Origin of the sequence: Micromonospora sp. NPDC049089, assembly GCF_040648775.1 — a bacterium.
Taxonomy (GTDB): Bacteria; Actinomycetota; Actinomycetes; order Mycobacteriales; family Micromonosporaceae; genus Micromonospora.
Window position 1 is genome coordinate 1 of record NZ_JBEZEH010000155.1, and the last position, 17,832, is coordinate 17,832.

The window sequence follows — 17,832 nt, forward strand, 5'->3', positions numbered from 1 at the left end:
CGCGTAGGCGTAGACCGCCTGGTCGGGGCCGCCGTGATGGGCTCGCTCTCCGATGAAGTCGCCGACCACCCCGTCGAAGCGGATCGGCATAGGTCCCACGCGTGGGCGTAGCTCACTCGGGCGGCTTGGCCCCGGACTGCTCGCTGACCATGTACGCCGCGTACCAGTCGGGCCAGTTGTCGTCATGCTCGCCCGTACGTTTCTCGTGTTCACCGTGCGCGGCGGCCGCGCGCCGTAGCGCGCTCGCCAGGTCGCTCGTGGAGCCGAACGACGTGAGGCCGCCCTCGATGCGCCCGGGAAGCCTGGTCGTGATCTCCTGCATCAGCCAGGTGTTGCCGTCGGGATCGCGCAACGTGGCACGCGAGAAGTAGCTGCGCCGCTGCGGGTCCGGCCCGTCGACCGGGCCGTCCGGGCTGACGTGGAAGACGTCACCGACCTCGACACCGGCGGCGGCGAGGGTGTCGTGGGCCGCCTCGATGTCGGACACGATCAGGTACGCCATGGCCGAGCCGGGTGCCGCCGGTGTGAGCCCGGGGCCGAACTGCACGGAGCACGCGGAGCCGTGCGGAGTCAGCTGGACGATGCCGGGCGGCGTCTGGTCGAGTCGCCACCCGAGCCGTTCGTAGAACGCCTTCGCCCGGTCGACGTCCGACACCGGGATGACGATCACCTCGAGCTTGACGTCGAGGCTCTCGATGCGCGATGTCGCGCCCGCGTCTCCCTGGTCAACCTTCGGGCTCATCCCCCGCTCCCTTCCTGATCATCACGCTACTGTCTGCGTTACTGGCTCGACCCCGACTCTCCGGCATCACCCCGGCGTTGTCCTGGTGGCCCTGCGCACCCCCAACAGGGCGACCACGGCGAGAAGGATGACGGCGACCGAGTACTCGTCGGCGGTCCTCGGCAGGCCGCCGGCGTAGACCACGAGGAAGCCGGCGATCACCGTGGGGAGACCGAAGCCGACGTAGCAGACGACGTAGAGCACCGACAGCACGCTGGCACGTTGGTGAGCCTCGACCAGCGGCATGACCGTCTTGAGACTGCCCTGGAAGCCGCTGCCGAAGCCGACGCCCCCGAGCGCGAGGCCGACGAAGAAGCCCGGGACGGACTTCGCCATGACCGACACCAACGTGACCACCATGCCCAGGATGAGCGCGGTGATCCCGGTCAGGATCACGGTCCGCGCGGCGGTGTTGCGCTGTATCAGAACGGCTGCCGACCCGAAGACGGCGAAGACGAAGAGGACGAGACCGCCGATCACGATGGACGTGCTCATGAGACTGCGGACGAGCGCTGGGCCGAGCGCGCCGAAGAACCCGGCCAGTGCCCAGACCGCGAAGAGCACCGGCACGACGACCAGGACCGGCTTGCGCACTGGACGGGGCAGGGCGATGTCCGGCCGGAGGCTGCGGCGGGCCCCGCCCATCGGGCTCACCGTCTCCGGCATCAGCGCGACTCCGACGGCCTGGATCAGCAGGATGACGAGCAGCACGACGTACACCAGTCGCGTCGGCGCGGGCAGGAACTGGATGAGCAACGCCGAGAGCAGGGCGCCGCTTCCGGTTCCGATACCGGGGGCGAGAGAGTTCGCCAGCGTGCCACGGGCCCGGTCGATGTCGAGCATGGCGGCGCCCACGGCGCCGGTGGCGGCCCCGGCTGCCAGCCCTTGCACGAGTCGGGCGACCAGCAGGGACGCAACGCCGTTGGCGAAGATGAAGACGACAAGCGCGAGCATCTGCACCGCGATCGCGACTCCCAGCACCGGCCGCCGACCGACGTGGTCGGACAACTTGCCGAAGGTGAGCAGCGAAGCGAGCACCGCGAGGGCGTAGACGGCGAACACAATCGTGGTGGTGACAGGCGAGAAGTGCCAGCGTTCCTGGTACGTACCGTAGAGCGGGGTCGGAGCCGCCGACGCGGCCAGGAACGACACGAGGATGGACGCCAGCAGCACCAGGGAGACCGTCGGCGTGAGTCGGGCCCGCCCCGCGATTGGCATGTCGGTGCTCCTCGGCTGCGTGGAGAGCGGTCAGCCTGGGCGTTCCGCCGGCCCCCGGGGCCACGGCGGGCTACCCGTTCGGCACCGACACATGCCCACGGCTCAGCCTCGGTGTCCGAGGGCACCGCCGTGCGTGCCTGGCTGGTGCCTACAGCTCGGGGTGGCCGAAGAGCCCCGGCAGCCCGCCGCTGTGCAGGAAGACGACCCGGTCGCCGCGCGGGAAGCTGCCGGCCAGCAGCGCCGCCATCGCCCGACCGGTGTACGTCGGGTCGAGGAAGACCCCCTCCGTACGCGCTGTCACCTCCAGCGCGTCGCGAACGGCGTCGGTCAGCGTGCGGTAACCCGCACCCACCTGGGTGCCGTCGATCCGCAGCTCCCCGGGCTCCACCTCGCCGACGAGCAGCCCGGCGACCGTCGCCCGTGGGTCCGGCACGGCGCCGACGTCCACGCCGACCACCCGCTGCACGCCCAACTCCCGCACCAGGCCGGCCATCGTCCCGCCGGACCCGAGCGCCGTCACGACCTCGACGCCGTCGGCGTCCGGCAACTGGGCCCGCAGCTCCCGACCGCAGTCCACATAACCCTGTACCGACGCGGGAGAGGTGCCGCCGAACGGGATGACGTACGCCGATCGTCGCTCCCCCTCAGCAGCCGCCACCTCGGCGGGCGGTCGGTCTCCGCTCCAGACGATCTCCGCGCCCGCGAACTCGTCGAGCAGCAGGTTTCCCCGCCTGGTCTCCGGGGGCGGGCCGGCGAGCACCAGCACGCAGGAGAGGCCGAGCCGCGCGGCCGCGGCCGCGGTGAGGCGGGCGTGGTTGCTCTGCGGCGCCCCTGAGGTGATGACAGTGGAGGCGCCGACGGCCATCGCCTGCGCGCAGGCGTACCGGAGTTTACGGATCTTGTTGCCACCCCCACCGAGGCCGCTGAGATCGTCACGCTTGAACCAGAGCTCGGCCAGCCCCAGCCGGGCGGCAAGCCGGGGCGCGGCCTCCAGCGGCGTCGGCCAGGTACCGAGGGGAACGGGTGTGATCATCCCTTCAGCTAAGCACTCCGCGCCCAGGCTGTCCGGGGCAGCGGTCCGACGTCCGAGTGACGACCGGGACGGAGCGCCGCGTGCCGCTGCCCGGGACCCGCCCCGTCGCGGGCGGCGAGCGCGTCGGCCACCGCTCCGGTGGCGAACGCGTAGATGGACTTGTGCAACACGTCGATGGCGAGCTCGGAGCGGGGCCAGGTGAACGGCGGCGCCCCCACGCCGGTGGCGTTCTCCAGGATCTGGTCGTTGCTCAGGCGCAGCGCGGTGAACATCGTCGACGCCCAGACGCCCCGCAACCCGGCCTGCGCCATGACGCTGCGCAGCACACCGACCAGCACACCCTGGCCGTAGTGCATTGCCAGATTCTGCCACCGGGGCGGCTGCCCGGAGGATTCCGGCAGGCCGGTCAACCGTGCCAGAACCCGGGCCGGAACGTAGGAGTCGGGTCGACCGGTCACCCGCTGTTCGATCTTCTCCGCGGCCGTCATCACCGCTGTCCCGGCCAGACCCGCCACCAGTCCCTGCCACACCGCTCTCTTCAGCATGTGCGGGCCCTACCCCCCGGAAGCTCCCCTACACCCCCACATGCCGCCGACCCGCGAATCGTCGGTCGGCGGGCGCCGGGTTGGTTTGAGCCCCAACCCCGCGGGTACGGTCCTTGTCGGGTCAAGACATGCGCCCTCCAGTGGTCACCTCGCCTCGGCACGCACGCGGCGGGCGGCCACCCTCGTCGAGGGCGGAGGCATCGTGTGACCGACCAGAACCCCCCATTCCGGTCTTCAGGACCCGACCCGCAGTACGGCCCGGACCGGCCCATCATGTCGCTGTCGTTGAGCCGTGACGGCTCCGTCAGCCAGATCAGGGTCGTCGGTGAGATCGACATGAGCAACGCCCACCTGCTCACCGAGCTGGTGGAGGTCCTCTGCCGCACGCCCACGCCACTGGTGGTCGTCGACCTCGCGGCGGTCCGCTTCCTCGGCGCGCACGCCGTCAGCGCCCTGCTCCACGCCGGCCACGTGGCCGCCCAGGCCGGCGGTCGGCTGACGCTTCGCGACCCCTCGCCGTTCGTCCTCCGGGTGCTCGACGTGGCCGGCGTGCTGGGGCGTCTCCACCTTCACGGCACATCCACACCGACCGGTGCTCGCCTCAGCGGCGTGGTCCCACCCCTGCCCCGCCGTGCCGCACCGCCGCGTCAGCCTCTCGGGCCGTCCGTCGCCGCCCAACCGTAGGCGGCGCGGCCACCGTCCCCCCGACAAGGACAGACGACCGGCTCGACGAGGAGCGGCAGGCCAAGGAGGCCCTGCAAACCCTGATCAAGGGTGCCGTGGACGCCGACGGCTTCGACACCGGCATCGTCCTCCGCGATCTGTCGACAGGCAGGGCGCGTTCACCGCTTGGTCCTGCCCTCCGCCTGGGCGACCAGGGACTCCGCGACCTCGCGCACCTTCCGGTTGGTGTCCTGGGAGATCTTCGACAGCAGTGCGAACGCCTCCTCGGACGAGCACCGCCGGCTCCCCATGATGATGCCTTTGGCCTGCTCGATCACCGCCCGATTGCGCATCGCCTCCTGCATCTGGGCCGCCAGCGTGGCGGCGTTCTCGTACAGGTGCGCGTTGGCCAGTGCCACCGCCGCGTACGCGCCGAAGCCCTCCGCGCTGGTGATCGAGGGCGGGCCGAAAGCGTTCACCGAATCGCTGTAGACGTTCAACGCGCCGACCACCGATGCCTGGACGGGAAGCCCGATCGAGAGGGAACTCCCCACCCCGGCGGCGCGAGCCCTCTCCGCCCATACCGGCCAGCGCTCCTCGGTCGCGATGTCCGGCACCGAGATGGTGTCACCGCTGGCGGAGGCATCCAGGCAGGGACCCCGGTGCTCCTCGTACTGCCACTCGTCCAACTGACGGGCCAGCTCGCCGGTAGATGCCCCGGTCCAGCCGACCCGACCCCGAACCAGCGTGACAGTCACCTCTCTCGTCCCGGCGATGCTCGCCTTGGCGAGCTCGGCGATCCGGAGCAGCATGTCATCGAGGCTGACCTCGTCGAATCTGACCTTGCCCAGCTCGGCCAACGCGTCCGCGGGATCCATCGTCGGCTGCATCATCGCAATAGACCCTTCTCGGTCGGCGTCCGCCGGAGTGACAGTTCCGGCGCGGCCCGCGGGGTGGGCGTCAGCAATCCTGGTCCTACCCCTCGGGTCCCCCGCTCACACCCGGCCCAGGCGTGGTGGCCGGCGCCCGTACCGGGCAGCTCAGGCGGCTCACGGCCGCAGGTGCCGGGCCGGTGTCCGGACGTCCACGCGATGCCGGCCGGCCCTCGGTAGCGTGGGCGGTCATGGCCACCAGCGCCGACGTGCGTCGGGCACTCGCCAGCCTCGCCGACCCCCGTCGCGCCGAGGCATCGAGCCGGTTCCTCCAGATGGTTCCCGGCGGGTACGGCGAGGGCGACCGGGCCCTCGGTGTCTCCGTGCCCGACCAGCGCACGGTGGCCGTCCGGTTCTGGCGCGACCTGTCGCTGGCCAAGACGACGAAGCTGCTCATCGAGGGCGCGCACGAGGAGCGGTTGACCGCGCTGTTCATCCTGGTGCGCAAATTCGCCAAGGGCGACGAGCAGGAACGGGGTCGGATCTTCGGCACCGTCCTGGTCAACACTGCCCGCATCGACAACTGGGATCTGGTGGACTCGTCCGCGCCGTACATCGTCGGCCCCTGGCTGATCGACAGGGACCGGGGCGTCCTGGACCGGTTGGCCGAGTCGAGCCTCGTGTGGGAGCGGCGTACCGCCGTCATGGCGACCTTCGCCTTCATCAAGGCCGGCGACTTCGAGTGGACCTTCCGGCTCGGCGACCGGCTCCTGCACGACCCGCACGACCTGGTCCGGAAGGCGGTGGGCTGGATGCTGCGCGAGGTGGGCAACCGGGACAGAGCGGCGGAGGAGGAGTTCCTCGCCCGCCGCTACCGGGTCATGCCACGGGTGATGCTGCGGTACGCGATCGAGAAGTTCGAACCACAGCGTCGCCGCGAGTACCTGTCCGGCATGCTCTAGTCGACCGCCACGGCCGGTGGGATGGGGAAGTTCCGGTTGAAGACGTTGTCCGGGTCGTAGCTGGCCTTGATGGCACGCAGGCGGCCGAGGGTGGGCTCGGGCCAGGCATCCAGCAGTCGAGCCGGATCGGTGTCGCTCTCGAAGCTGAGGTACAGGCCGTCGAGGTGCGGGTACAGCTCGGTCCACAGCTTGTCGAGCTGGGGTCGGCGCTCCGGAACGGTAGCGGCGAGCACCGAGAAGTTCTGCTGCCGGTGCGGGTAGGCGGTCGCGTCCCGGGCGACGTCGTTGACCGCTCCACCGACGGACCGCACCTGCATGATCATCACGTCGCCGGAATGGATCATGTTGTCCACGAGGTCGGCCACCTGCGGTGTGACGTGGTGCAACAGGCCGCTGCGGGTGTCCTCCAGCCCCTGCCCCCGATGCTGGTTGCCCGGCGGAATGACGATCGCCGGGTACGGCACGAGCTGCGCCTGCTGGTCGAGGATCGGCCCGATCTCCAGGAACGGGCTCAGGGCGGACTGCGCCGCCTCGACATCGTCACCGGCGTAGACGAGGGTCACCTGGGCAGCCGGGGGGTTGCCACGGCGGCCGGGAAAGAGGGAGAGGAAGCTCGTCAACTCCCGTGGTGCGTCCTCGACCAGCTGGCCCCACCGGAGCAGCAGTCGGGCGGTGTCGGTCGCGTCCGCGACAAGCTGCGCGTGAACGACGTTGTCGACCTCGTACGCCTCCAGCTCGAGCGCGGTGACCACACCGAAGTTCCCGCCGGCGCCCCGGACGGCCCAGAACAGGTTGGGGTGATGCTCGTCGTCGACGCGGAGCAGGCGACCGTCCGCGGTGACGATCTCGGCGGCCACGACGTGGTCGATGGTCAGGCCGTACCTGCGCGCCAGGTAGCCGACGCCACCGGTGGTGGCGAGACCACCGACGCCCACGTCTCCGTAGTCGCCTGAGCTCATGGCCAGGCCGTGCGGGGCGAGTGCCTGGGCCACGTTGCCCCACCGGGCACCCGGTTCGAGCCGCACCCGACGGGTCGCCCGGTCGAGCACCTGGACCCTGTTCATCCTCGACATGTCGATGACGACTCCCCCGTCGTTCGTCGACCGGCCACTGATGCCGTGCCCGCCGCTGCGCACCGACAGGGGGACGTCCTGGGTCCGGGCGTACGTCACGGCGTCGACCACCTCGGCGGCGTTTCGCGGACGGATCACCAGGGCCGGCGACCCGTGCCGGCTGTAGGTGTGGCGCACCCGCTCGTACTCCGGGTCACCGGGCTCGACGGCGCCGCTGACCAGTGACGGGGGCAGCGCGTCGTAGTCGAGAGCGGGGTGCCGCTCGGCCAACGCGACGGTTGTGCGGGTCGGCCCGCCGCCGACCTCACCGCCGGCGCGCTCCCTGGCTACCGCCTCCCGCAGCGCGGGGGCGATCTCCTGCCCGAGGGTCTGGATGAGGCGTGGGTCGTCACGGCCGATCAGGAAGGTGCTGAACCCCTCCTCGACGACCAGCGGAAGGAGCTGGTCGACCCACTGCGCGACAGGACCCTGAAGGAAGCCGCGGCTGCGCGACGAGACGTCGACAGTGAACAGGTTGAGCAGCCGTCGGATCTCCCGGGGCTCGCGCCCCGCGGCGATGGCCGCCTCGTCGATGAGCCGGTTGGCGGTCACCCGGTCCGGGGACCGCAGGTATTCCAGCGTCGGCAGCCAGCCGTTGGCCTTCTGGCCGGTCAGGGCCAGCATCTTCGGCTGGTACGCGCCGAGCCAGATGTCGATGTCATGTGCCGGCTTCGGGCCGCGCTGCATGCCGGGTACGGGGTAGTACTCCCCGGTCAGCCGCAGCGGGCCGGTGGCGATGTCGTCCCAGACGCCGCGCAGGACATCGATCGCCTCCCGCAGCGCCGTGACGCCCTGGCCTGCGGTCAGCCGACGAGCTCCCATGCCCTCGATCCCGTCCCAGAACGCTCCGGCGCCGAGGCCCAGTTCGAAACGGCCGTGCGACAGTCGGTCCAGGCTCGCCGCGGCCCGGGCCAGCACGGCCGGCGGGCGCAGCGGCAGGCTGAGGACGTTCCCCGAGATCCGGATCCGCCTCGTGCGGGCGGCGACCCAACTGAGCAGTGTCCAGGTGTCGAGGAACTCCGCGTTGTACGGGTGGTCCTGGAAGGTGACCAGGTCCAGCCCCGCAGCCTCGGTCTGCTCGGCCAGTGCCACCACCTGGTCCGGGTTGTGCACGCTGGGTGTCAGGAACGACCCAAACCGGAGTTCGTGCCCGTAGTCGGACATTGCTTCACCATCCACGCGATCGTTTGATCAACTTATCATGTTGAGCGCCTATCTTCTGTCACACAACTTATCTGCGTAGCCAATCATTCCTGGAGTGCGGTGATGTCAGACGAGAATCAGCGCGGACTCAACGCCGCGAAGCTCGACGCCGAGAAGACGGTGAGCGCCGCCCCCGAGTCCGCCCGCCGCCCGCCCCGTCGGCCCTTCCCTCCTGGGAGGGAGTGCCCTCCCCTGCCAGCGGGGCCCGCCCACCCTGGGACGCCGGCAGGATCGGTCCATGACGACATCGACACAGATCGTCGGGCGGAGCGTCCATGGTCTGACGTACGCGGTGCTCGGCTGGGCCGTGGCATACGGGGGCGTGCGTCTGGCCTGGACGGTCGGCGAGGCTCCGGAGTTCGGGCGGCTCGGGCTCGACCTGCTCGGCTTCACCGGTTGGTGGTCGGTGGCGTTGTGCGCGGTCGCGGGCGGGCTGGCGGTTGCCCTGGACCGGGTGGCGACCTGGCGGCCAGCGCTTGCGGGGCTCGCCTGGGCTGTCGCTGGAGCGCTGGTCGCGGCAGCCGCGATCCTGCTGCCGGAGCTGGTGGGCTTCCTGCTGTTCACCGTCGGCCCGTTCTTCGACCCGTTGGCGTTCGTCAGCAGGCTCGGTTGTGTCACCGGAGCGGCACTGCTCGCTCTGGCCACCGGGCGCTATCAGCGGCGCACGCGGGGCGACTGCCCGGCCTGCTGCCGGACGGTCCGACCAGGTACGCGGCGCTCGGCACCCGCCCGGTGGGCGCGCTGGGCCGCGCGGGTCGCCGTGGGCGGTCTCGTGACCCGCTTCGCGGCCCAGTTCGTGGTCGGGTTCGACAGCGTCGACCAGAGCGCCTCCCTGCTCGGGTTGGAGATCGGCCTGGTGCTGGCCGGAGCGCTGTTGCCACTGGCGCTGGTGCACCACTGGGGCGAGGTCTGGCCGTGGTGGGTTCCGCTGCTCGCCGGCCGGACGATTCCTCGCCTTGTGCTTCTGGTGCCCGGCTTCGGGCTCGGCGCGGGCATCGTGGCCTACTTCGGCATGGGCATGGTGCAGGTGACGACGGGCTCGCACAGCGAGTTCTCCGACGCGTTCCTGTGGGTGGCGATGTCGGCGTACCTCGTCATCGGGCTGGGCCTGCTCGTCGCGTCCACCGACTACCACCTGCGCACTCGCAGCCCGTGCGGTGCCTGCGGCCGCTGACGGGACCGCTGGCCGAGGATCGGTTGCATTGACAGGGATCGTTGGACGAATTAACTTTCTGAATCAAGCACCTGGGAGCGCTCCCAACCACTCATCGTCCGACCATCTCTGAAATCCGCCACAGCTGAGCCCTCCCGAGGCGTGGATACCACCACCAGTTCAGGAGGAGTTTCAGTGAGAAGAAGCAGAAGAGCGACGAACGTCGCCCTGCTGTCGGCCGGCGCCGTCCTGGTGGCGTCCGCAGGCGTCGCGATGGCGGTGCCGGCGGGAGCCGCAGCCGCCGGCTGCAGGGTGGACTACAGCGTGTCGTCGCAGTGGCAGGGTGGCTTCGGCGCGAACGTCACCATCACCAACCTCGGTGACGCGGTGACGAGTTGGACGCTGACCTGGAACTACAACGCCGGCCAGACCGTCACCCAGGCCTGGAACACGACACTGACGCAGAGCGGCACCGCGGTCACCGCCAGGAACGTCAGCTACAACGGGGCCATACCGACCAACGGGACGGTGTCGTTCGGCTTCAACGGATCCTGGACCGGCAGCAACCCCGATCCCACCACCTTCGCGTTGAACGGGGTGGGCTGCACCGGTGGCACAGAGCCGACCTCGCCGCCGACGACGACTCCGCCGCCGACCGACCCACCGCCGCCCACCGGGCCGGCGGACATCACTGTGAACAACGCGACCAGGTACCAGACCGTCGACGGGTTCGGGGCCGCGCAGTCGATCTGGGGTAGCGCCTGGTCGACGACGGACACCCAGACGTTGGTCGGGATGGGTGCCAACCAGTTGGGGCTGTCGATCGTGCGGACCGGGTTGTCGCCAGTGTCCAGCGAGTGGGCGACGCACGTGAACTCGTTGAAGACGGCGAAGTCGTACGGGTCGAACGTGAAGATCCTCGCCTCGCCGTGGACCGCGCCGGCGGCGTGGAAGACCAACAACAGCCGGGTCAACGGCGGCAAGCTGAAGACCGACTACTACGACGACTACGCCAACCACCTCAACAGCTACGTGCAGTACATGCGTGGCCAGGGCGTACCCATCGACGTCACCTCGGTGCAGAACGAGCCGGACTGGCACCCGGACTACGACTCGATGGACTGGAGCGGCACCGAGCTGCGCACCTTTGTCCGCGACCAGGGCACCAGGGTGCAGAACACCAAGCTGATGGTGGCCGAGGCGGTGAACATGAACTACAACTTCACCGACCCGACCCTCAACGACGCGACCGCCCGCAACAACATCGGCTACATCGGGGGGCACCTCTACGGCACCGAGGAGTCCGGCCGGCTGCGGCCGTACTCGCTGGCCGAGCAGCACAACAAGCCGGTGTGGATGACCGAGTGGAACCTGCACGCCGCCGACGGTGGTGGCTCCAACATCTGGGGCAACCCCGCCAACGCGGCGGTCTGGAACGAGACCCTCGACGACATCATGCGCACCGTGCACAAGTCGATGGAGGCCAACTGGAACGCCTACATCTGGTGGTACGGCAAGCGCTACTACTCCTTCATCGGTGACGGCGAATCGGCGTTCGGCACCGTCGCGGGCGCACCCCTCAAGCGCGGGTACGCCTTCTCGCAGTACGCGAAGTACGTGCGCCCCGGCTACCAGCGGGTCGCCCTGACGAAGAGCTCGAAAGCCTCCCCGCTGGAGGTGACCGCCTACCAGGGCGACGGGAAGATCACCCTGGTGATCCTCAACCGCTCCAACAACGCGGTCAACAACGCAGTGGTCCAGGCCCCGCAGAACGTCACCCGGGCCGAGCACTACCTCACCTCGCAGAACGCCAACGCGGCCAGCCAGCCCACCAGCGTCAACGGCGGTCAGGCCACCATCAACGTCGGCGCCCGCAGCATCTCCACCCTCGTGTTCACCCTCTGAACACCTCGATCACCACGTACGTCGCGGGAGCCCCGGCCACACGCCGGGGCTCCCGCCCGTCGACGGGGTTCGGAGCGTCGGATGGTCAGGTGGCTGTCGGCGCCGCCGTGCTCTGCCGCACCACGAGCTTGGGGACGACCAGCGGCAGGCGGTGCGGCACCGTGTCGTCGATGGCCTGGGTGACAGCGGTGATGGCCCGCCGGCCGACCGCGTCGAAGTCCTGCTGGATCGTGGTCAGGGGCGGAATGAGGTAGGGCGCCTCGGGGACGTCGTCGAATCCGACGACGGAGATCTCGTGCGGCACCCGCCGTCCACGCTCGTGCAGCGCGCGCAGCACACCGATCGCCATCTGGTCGTTGGCGGCGAACACCGCTGTGGCCCCGGGCATCTCGTCGACCCGCAGCCCGGCGAGGTAGCCGCTGTGCGCTCTCCAGTCGCCCTCGACCGGCTCCGGCGGGCGTAGACCCGCCGCACTCATCGCCTGACGCCAGCCTTCGAGTCGGGCACGGGCCTCCGCCCAGTTGAGCGGGCCGCTCACGTGCACGATCTCCCGGTGCCCGAGGTCGAGTAGGTGGTCGGTGGCCATCCGGGCGCCGAGCACCTGGTCGACGCCGACTGTCACGCTGGCCCGGGACACGTCGCCCTCCACGACGACGAACGGGACGCCCGATCGCGTCATCCGCACCACCTCGAGGGCCTCGTCGTTGCCGGCGATCATCACGACGCCCTCCACGCCGACGCGCATGAGGTGTTCGGTGGCGTCGCTGAGCGCCCGTACCGTCACCTCGGACAGGCTCACCGAGGTGGCGAAGTAGCCGGCCGCCCGGGCCGCGTCCTCGACGCTGCGATGGATGCTGGTCGGACCGAACAGTGTCCTGGCCGTGCCGATGATGCCGATCATCCCGGACCGTCCGCGAACCAACGCGCGGGCCGCGGTGTTGGGGCGGTAGTCGAGCCGTCGGATCGCTTCGAGGACCCGTTCCCGGGTCTCGCGCCTGATGCTGGGCGCGCCGTTGATGACCCGGGACACCGTCTGGTGTGACACGCCCGCCAGACGAGCGACGTCAGCCATGACCGGTGGCCGGTCGGCCGCCGTCACAGCGGCCTTTGTGTGAACTCGCACTGGCGGGCCATCCGTTCTTCCATGGAATCAGTTCCTCGTGGGCCTCGTCCGTTCGTGGCCGTCAGTGTGAGTGACGGGGCACCGCGCTGCCGCTGCCACCGACGAGGAAGTCGAGGTCCGCGCCGCTGTCTGCCTGCTGAACGTGTTCGCTGTAGAGCCGTACCCATCCCCGGTCGGCCACCGGCTTCGGAGGCTGCCAGGCGGCGCGGCGTACGGCGAGCTCCGCGTCGTCGACCAGAAGGTCGAGGCGGCGCGTCGCGACGTCGACGGAGATCAGGTCGCCGCTGCGTACCAGCGCGAGCGGACCGCCCACTGACGCCTCCGGTGCCACGTGCAGGACACAGGTGCCGTAGCCGGTGCCGCTCATTCGGGCGTCGGAGATCCGCACCATGTCCGTGATGCCGTCGGCGAGCAACCGTCGTGGCATGGGCACGTTGCCCACCTCCGGGAAGCCGGGGTAGCCCCGGGGGCCGGCGTTGCGGACGACGATCACCGTGTCGGGGGTGACGTCGAGGTCCGGATCGTCGGCGGCGACGACGTACTCCTCGATCCGGTCGAAGACGAGCGCCGGGCCGGTGTGCGTGAGGAGGTGGGCGGAGGCGGCGGAGACCTTCAACACCGCCCCGGACGGCGCGAGCGAGCCGCGCAGCACCACGGTGCCCGACCCGGCGGGCTGGAACGGCTCCTGCATGGTGGCGATGACGTCCCGGTTCCAGCACTGGGCGCCGTCGACGTTCTCCGCCACGCTCCTGCCGCTGACGGTGATGTGGTCCATGTGCAGCAGCGGAGCGAGTTCCTTCATCACCACCGGGAGGCCGCCCGCGTAGGCGAAGTCCTCCATCAGGTACGTCCCGGACGGCATGAGGTTGACGAGCATGGGCACGTCGGCGGTGAGGGTATCGAAGTCCTCCAACGACAGGGGGACGCCGAGGCGTCCGGCGATCGCGAGCAGGTGTACGACAGCGTTGGTGGAGCCGCCGATGGCGGCGTTGACCCGGACGGCGTTCTCGAACGCCTGCCTGGTGAGCACCGAGGACAGCCGTTGGTCCTGTTCGACCATGGCGACGATCCGGCGTCCGGCGGCGTGCGCGAGCGCGTACCGCCGGGAGTCGACCGCCGGCACGGCGGCCGCCCCCGGCAGTTGCACGCCCAGCGCCTCGGTCACACAGGCCATCGTGGAGGCGGTACCCATTGTCATGCAGTGGCCTCGGCTTCGGGACATGCCGACCTCCGCCTCGGAGCAGTCGGCCGCGGTCATCCGACCGGCCCGCATCTCCTCGGTGAAGCGCCAGACGACGGTGCCGGAGCCGATGTCCTGGCCGCGGAACTTGCCGTTGAGCATCGGGCCGCCGGTCAACATCAGTGTCGGCAGGTCGACGCTCGCCGCGCCCATCAGCAGGCCGGGGGTGGTCTTGTCACAGCCGGAGAGCAGGACCACCCCGTCGAGCGGGTTGGCGCGGACCGACTCCTCCAGCTCCATCGCCAACAGGTTGCGGTAGAGCATGGTCGTGGGTCGCATCAGCGGCTCGCCCAGGCTCATCGCCGGGAACTCCAGCGGCAGGCCCCCGCTCTCCCACACGCCCCGCTTCACCGACTCGGCGAGGTCTCGCAGGTGGGCGTTGCAGGGTGTCAGCTCCGACCAGGTGGTGGCGATGCCGATCACCGGGCGACCGTCGAAGACGTCGTCCGCAAACCCCTGGTTGCGCATCCAGGACCGATGGATGAACCCGTTGCGGCCTTCCGCACCGAACCACTCCCCGCTGCGCAGCGGTCGATTCGTCGTCGACATCAGCACACCTCTCTGTCATCCGTCCGGCCGCGTCCTGCGCGGCGATCAATGCGCGTGTGGTGGATTGGCTGGTGGCGTCGGCGCGGCCTACCGGAGACCTCCGACGGAGAGGCCGCCGCGCCAGTGTCGTTGCAGGCTGAAGAACGCGATGATCAGCGGGATCACGGACACCAGGGAACCCAGGATGATGAGGCTCCACAGCGAGGTGGTTCCCGCGTTGTTCGCGGACGCGATTCCCTGCCAGAGGCCAAGGCCGACGGTGACCGGGAAGAGCCGGTTGTCGGAGAGCATGGCCAGCGGCAGGAAGTAGTTGTTCCAGGACGCCACGGCCGACAGGAGCAGCACGGTGACCACAGCGGGACGCATCAGCGGAAGGGCGATCTGGATGAACGTCCGTATCTCTCCCGCGCCGTCGACCCGCGCCGCGTCCAGGAGCTCGTCGGGCACCGCGTCGCGCGCGTACACGTGCATCAGGTAGACGCCGAACGGGTTGAGCAGCGACGGGAGGATCACCGCCCAGACCGTGTTCGTCAGGCCGAGCCGGGAGAACATGATGAAGGTCGGGATGACCAGAGCGGTGGCGGGCACCATCAGCGCGCCGAGCACGACGGCGAAGCTGAAGCGTCGGGCGGCGAACCGGTACTTGGCGAACCCGTAGCCGGCCATGACCGCCAGGACGGTGGCGCCGACGCCGCCGGCGATCGCGTAGAGCGTGGAGTTGAGCATCCACCGCAGGTAGATGCCACCGTCGTAGGTGAAGAGCTGCCGCAGGTTCCCGAGGTAGTCGACCTGGTCGGTGAACCAGAGGGTGTTGCCGCCGCCGAACAGCCCGGGTGCGTCCTTGGAGCTGTTGACGATGACCCACCAGAACGGTACGAGGAAGTAGATCACCAGGAAGCCGAGGAGGATCTGCAGGGGGAGATAGCGCTGCGGTCGGCGGGCGCCGGCGCGGACGCTGGTGTGGTCGGTCATCAGAGGAAGCTCCTCCGCTTGCGGGTGAAGAACAGGAAGGCGTACACGCAGATGAACACGAGCCCGCCGAGGGCGAAGGAGATCGCCGACCCGTAGTTGAAGTTGGCGAGCGAGAACGCCTGTTGGTACGCGTACATGTTCGGGGTGAAGTCCGCGCCGATGGTGCCCGCGGCGAGGTATCGCAGGATCTGCGGTTCGTTGAAGAACTGCAGGGTGCCGATGAGCGAGAAGACCAGGATGAGGATCAGGGCGGGCGCGATCAGCGGGATCTTGATCCGGGTCGCGATCTGCCACCGCCCGGCGCCGTCCATCCGGGCCGCCTCGTAGAGCGTCGGGTCGACGCCCTGCAACGCCGCGTACAGGATGATCATGTAGTAGCCGGCCCACTGCCAGGTGACGACGTTGAGCAGCCCGTAGAAGATCAGGTCGCTGCTCAGGAAGTCGGGTGCGGTGGCGCCGAACAGCCCGAAGATGTCGGTGAGCGGGCCGAAGCCCCTGCTGTAGAGGAACCCCCACATCACCGCCCCGATGACTGTGGGGATCGCGTACGGCAGGAAGATCATGAGGCGGGAGAAACGGGCGAACAGGGTGGTCACCGAGTCCAGGATGAGGGCCAGCGCGAGCGCGATGACGATCTGCAGCGGGATCGAGACCAGCGAGAAGCGGATGACGAACCACGCCCCGGACAGGAAGCTCGGGTCGGTGAACGCCTTCACGTAGTTGTCGAAGAGAACGAAGCTGGTGCCGCCGATCAGCTTCTTCTGAAACAGACTGAGGTACAGCGCGTACCCCAGCGGGGCGATGAGGAACGCCAGGAACACGATCCCGAACGGCCCGACGAAGAGCCACCCCATCAGGTGTTCGCGGAGGTGCACCTTGCCACGGATCTTGCGCGTCTCAGGCTGAGGACGTGGTGCGCGCTTCTCGGTCAGGAGTGTCATCTTGGTCTCCGGGACGTGGACGGTGAGGGTGGAGGGTGGGCCGGCCGCTCGGTGCGGCGCGGCCCACCCATCCGGTCACTGAACGGTGAAGCCTTGTTCCTTGGCGTACTTCGCCACGTCCTCCTGGAGCCGGTCGGCAGCTTGCGAACCGGTGACGGAGCCCTTGATGATCTCGCTGACCTGCTTCGTCATGGCGTCGAGGTAGTACTGACCGAACGGGGCGTACGCGACGCCCTTGTAGGCGTCCGCGGCGGGAAGGTAGACCTCCTTGTTCGCCTGCTGGCCGTCGAAGAACGCCACCTTCAGGTCGACGAACGCGGGGTCCTTGAGCGCCGTGAGGTTCAGCGGGAAGATGATCTGGTTGGTCCAGCCGTCGGTGAGTGACTCCTTGTCGGCGTAGAGGCCGTAGGCGACCTTCGCGGCCAGCTCCGGCTTCTTGGCCTGCTTGGTCACCGAGAAGGCCGACCCACCCCAGTTGACCTGCACCGGGTTGGCCGAGTCCCACTGCGGCAGCGGCGCCACCGCGAACTTGCCGGTGTCCTGCCCCTTACCGACACCCGCGCCGGTGAGGTAGCCGGGCGCCCAGGCAGCCGAGATGTACGTCGCGTAGTTGCCGTTGATGACGCCGGAGATGTATTCCGGGGTGAACTGGTCCTGCGTACCGACCAGGCCCTTCTTGGCGAGGCCGCCCCAGTAGTCCAGCACGTCCTTGGACGCCTGGTCGTTGAGCTTCACCCCGATCGCCTTCGGCTGCGCCGGATCGTAGGTGAAGGGAGCAGCGCCCTTCTGGATCTGCAGCGCCATGGTGAGCGCCGAGACGTTCGCGCCGAGGTCACCGAAGAGCGGACCGCCGGCGTCCTTGACCTTCTGGGCGGCCTGCTCGTACTCGGCCCAGGTCTTCGGCGGCGTGATCTTGTACTTGTCGAAGATGTCCTTCCGGTAGATCATCGCCACCGGGCCGCCGTCGACCGGGACGCCGTAGACCTTGTCGCCGACCGAAACGTCCTTCCAGGCGCCCTCGCCGTAGTTGGCCTTGACCGCGTCGAAGCCGTACTGCTTGATGTCGACGAGCGCGCCCTGGATCTGGAACGTCGGGATCCGGTCCGCCTCGACCATGATCACGTCAGGTGCGCCGGTGCCCGCCGAGATGGCGGTCTGGAACTTGTCGTACTCGTCACTGCCCTGGCCGACGTTGGTCCAGCAGACCTGCACATCGTCGTGCTGCTTGTTGAAGTTGTCGACGACGAGCTGGGTGTTGGGGTACCAGCCCCACATCGTCACGACCGGCACGTTCTGCTTGGTGATGGTGTTCGTGCAACTGCTCGCGTCGCTGCCGCCCTCGTCGGAGGAGCAGGCGACGAGGCCGGTCCCCGCCGCGAGCATGGCTACCGTGGCGAGTATTCGGCTTCTCTTCATTGAGATGGTTCCCTTCGGCGATGGCGGTGCACTGCATCCATGCGCTGGCGGGCGCCACCGGGGGCAGCCGGCACGTGCTGGGCCAGCGCCGCGTTGCTGGCCAACTGGCCGAGCGCGTTCGCGGCGGCGCTGAGCGCCAGCAGA

Annotated in this window: 15 protein-coding genes; 4 read left to right on the plus strand and 11 right to left on the minus strand. The window is 69.4% G+C overall.

Annotated features, from left to right (window positions below; genetic code table 11):
* Positions 1–112: 112 nt before the first annotated feature.
* The 4 genes from AB0B48_RS23695 to AB0B48_RS23710 form a co-directional block, all read right to left on the minus strand.
* Entirely contained in the window at positions 113–742 is a 630-nt protein-coding gene (locus AB0B48_RS23695; RefSeq protein ID WP_357204943.1) for a VOC family protein, read from the minus strand.
* A gap of 66 nt (positions 743–808) precedes the next feature.
* A complete protein-coding gene (locus AB0B48_RS23700) occupies positions 809–1,999 on the minus strand; it encodes an MFS transporter (RefSeq protein ID WP_357204946.1) in 1,191 nt (396 codons plus the stop codon).
* 148 nt (positions 2,000–2,147) lie between these two features.
* Positions 2,148–3,032: a pyridoxal-phosphate dependent enzyme gene (locus tag AB0B48_RS23705; RefSeq protein ID WP_357204949.1), complete on the minus strand. Its 885-nt coding sequence runs from the start codon at positions 3,030–3,032 to the stop codon at positions 2,148–2,150.
* A gap of 8 nt (positions 3,033–3,040) precedes the next feature.
* A complete protein-coding gene (locus AB0B48_RS23710) occupies positions 3,041–3,577 on the minus strand; it encodes a hypothetical protein (protein ID WP_357204952.1) in 537 nt (178 codons plus the stop codon).
* A 273-nt stretch (positions 3,578–3,850) separates the two neighbouring features.
* On the opposite strand from AB0B48_RS23710, the gene AB0B48_RS23715 reads away from it, so the two are divergent.
* Positions 3,851–4,261, plus strand: coding sequence for an STAS domain-containing protein (locus AB0B48_RS23715; RefSeq protein WP_357204955.1), 411 nt, complete (start codon positions 3,851–3,853; stop codon positions 4,259–4,261).
* Positions 4,262–4,419: 158 nt separating this feature from the next.
* On the opposite strand, the gene AB0B48_RS23720 is transcribed toward AB0B48_RS23715, so the two are convergent.
* Positions 4,420–5,133, minus strand: a complete 714-nt coding sequence (locus AB0B48_RS23720; RefSeq protein ID WP_357204958.1) for a GAF and ANTAR domain-containing protein — start codon at positions 5,131–5,133, stop codon at positions 4,420–4,422.
* A gap of 230 nt (positions 5,134–5,363) precedes the next feature.
* Between AB0B48_RS23720 and AB0B48_RS23725 the strand changes: the two genes are divergently transcribed.
* Entirely contained in the window at positions 5,364–6,074 is a 711-nt protein-coding gene (locus tag AB0B48_RS23725; protein WP_357204961.1) for a DNA alkylation repair protein, read from the plus strand.
* Here AB0B48_RS23725 and AB0B48_RS23730 read toward each other — a convergent pair.
* The gene (locus AB0B48_RS23730) at positions 6,071–8,350 is read right to left on the minus strand and encodes an LLM class flavin-dependent oxidoreductase (protein WP_357204964.1); all 2,280 of its coding nucleotides are present in this window, start codon (positions 8,348–8,350) and stop codon (positions 6,071–6,073) included. The two genes, AB0B48_RS23725 and AB0B48_RS23730, sit on opposite strands and share 4 nt — an antisense overlap.
* Positions 8,351–8,627: 277 nt before the next feature.
* Between AB0B48_RS23730 and AB0B48_RS23735 the strand changes: the two genes are divergently transcribed.
* Together AB0B48_RS23735 and AB0B48_RS23740 are read left to right on the plus strand one after the other, a co-directional pair.
* On the plus strand, positions 8,628–9,563 hold the full coding sequence (locus tag AB0B48_RS23735; RefSeq protein WP_357204967.1) for a hypothetical protein: 936 nt from the start codon (positions 8,628–8,630) through the stop codon (positions 9,561–9,563).
* A 252-nt stretch (positions 9,564–9,815) separates the two neighbouring features.
* A complete protein-coding gene (locus tag AB0B48_RS23740) occupies positions 9,816–11,447 on the plus strand; it encodes a cellulose binding domain-containing protein (protein WP_357204986.1) in 1,632 nt (543 codons plus the stop codon).
* 85 nt (positions 11,448–11,532) lie between these two features.
* Here the strand turns inward: AB0B48_RS23740 and AB0B48_RS23745 are convergent, their stop codons facing one another.
* The 5 genes from AB0B48_RS23745 to AB0B48_RS23765 all read right to left on the minus strand — a co-directional run bounded on the left by AB0B48_RS23745 (position 11,533) and on the right by AB0B48_RS23765 (position 17,688).
* On the minus strand, positions 11,533–12,519 hold the full coding sequence (locus tag AB0B48_RS23745) for a LacI family DNA-binding transcriptional regulator (protein WP_357204970.1): 987 nt from the start codon (positions 12,517–12,519) through the stop codon (positions 11,533–11,535).
* Positions 12,520–12,631: 112 nt separating this feature from the next.
* The gene (locus AB0B48_RS23750) at positions 12,632–14,359 is read right to left on the minus strand and encodes an IlvD/Edd family dehydratase (protein ID WP_357204973.1); all 1,728 of its coding nucleotides are present in this window, start codon (positions 14,357–14,359) and stop codon (positions 12,632–12,634) included.
* Between the two features lie 87 nt (positions 14,360–14,446).
* Positions 14,447–15,331, minus strand: a complete 885-nt coding sequence (locus AB0B48_RS23755; protein WP_357204976.1) for a carbohydrate ABC transporter permease — start codon at positions 15,329–15,331, stop codon at positions 14,447–14,449.
* Positions 15,331–16,272 (minus strand): sugar ABC transporter permease, encoded by a 942-nt coding sequence (locus tag AB0B48_RS23760; protein WP_357204979.1) that lies wholly within the window; start codon positions 16,270–16,272, stop codon positions 15,331–15,333. Before AB0B48_RS23760 ends, AB0B48_RS23755 begins: the two co-directional genes overlap by 1 nt.
* 75 nt (positions 16,273–16,347) lie before the next feature.
* Positions 16,348–17,688 carry an extracellular solute-binding protein gene (locus AB0B48_RS23765; protein WP_357204983.1) on the minus strand — a complete coding sequence of 447 codons (1,341 nt, stop codon included), beginning with the start codon at positions 17,686–17,688 and terminating at the stop codon, positions 16,348–16,350.
* Between the last annotated feature and the right edge of the window lie 144 nt (positions 17,689–17,832).

Bases quoted from the DNA above. Each gene is read 5' to 3' on its own strand.
- AB0B48_RS23695 (WP_357204943.1), bottom strand. From the start codon at position 742: ATGAGCCCGAAGGTTGACCAGGGAGACGCGGGCGCGACATCGCGCATC.
- AB0B48_RS23700 (WP_357204946.1), bottom strand. From the start codon at position 1,999: ATGCCAATCGCGGGGCGGGCCCGACTCACGCCGACGGTCTCCCTGGTG.
- AB0B48_RS23705 (WP_357204949.1), bottom strand. From the start codon at position 3,032: ATGATCACACCCGTTCCCCTCGGTACCTGGCCGACGCCGCTGGAGGCC.
- AB0B48_RS23710 (WP_357204952.1), bottom strand. From the start codon at position 3,577: ATGCTGAAGAGAGCGGTGTGGCAGGGACTGGTGGCGGGTCTGGCCGGG.
- AB0B48_RS23715 (WP_357204955.1), top strand. From the start codon at position 3,851: ATGTCGCTGTCGTTGAGCCGTGACGGCTCCGTCAGCCAGATCAGGGTC.
- AB0B48_RS23720 (WP_357204958.1), bottom strand. From the start codon at position 5,133: ATGATGCAGCCGACGATGGATCCCGCGGACGCGTTGGCCGAGCTGGGC.
- AB0B48_RS23725 (WP_357204961.1), top strand. From the start codon at position 5,364: ATGGCCACCAGCGCCGACGTGCGTCGGGCACTCGCCAGCCTCGCCGAC.
- AB0B48_RS23730 (WP_357204964.1), bottom strand. From the start codon at position 8,350: ATGTCCGACTACGGGCACGAACTCCGGTTTGGGTCGTTCCTGACACCC.
- AB0B48_RS23735 (WP_357204967.1), top strand. From the start codon at position 8,628: ATGACGACATCGACACAGATCGTCGGGCGGAGCGTCCATGGTCTGACG.
- AB0B48_RS23740 (WP_357204986.1), top strand. From the start codon at position 9,816: ATGGCGGTGCCGGCGGGAGCCGCAGCCGCCGGCTGCAGGGTGGACTAC.
- AB0B48_RS23745 (WP_357204970.1), bottom strand. From the start codon at position 12,519: ATGGCTGACGTCGCTCGTCTGGCGGGCGTGTCACACCAGACGGTGTCC.
- AB0B48_RS23750 (WP_357204973.1), bottom strand. From the start codon at position 14,359: ATGTCGACGACGAATCGACCGCTGCGCAGCGGGGAGTGGTTCGGTGCG.
- AB0B48_RS23755 (WP_357204976.1), bottom strand. From the start codon at position 15,331: ATGACCGACCACACCAGCGTCCGCGCCGGCGCCCGCCGACCGCAGCGC.
- AB0B48_RS23760 (WP_357204979.1), bottom strand. From the start codon at position 16,272: ATGACACTCCTGACCGAGAAGCGCGCACCACGTCCTCAGCCTGAGACG.
- AB0B48_RS23765 (WP_357204983.1), bottom strand. From the start codon at position 17,688: ATGAAGAGAAGCCGAATACTCGCCACGGTAGCCATGCTCGCGGCGGGG.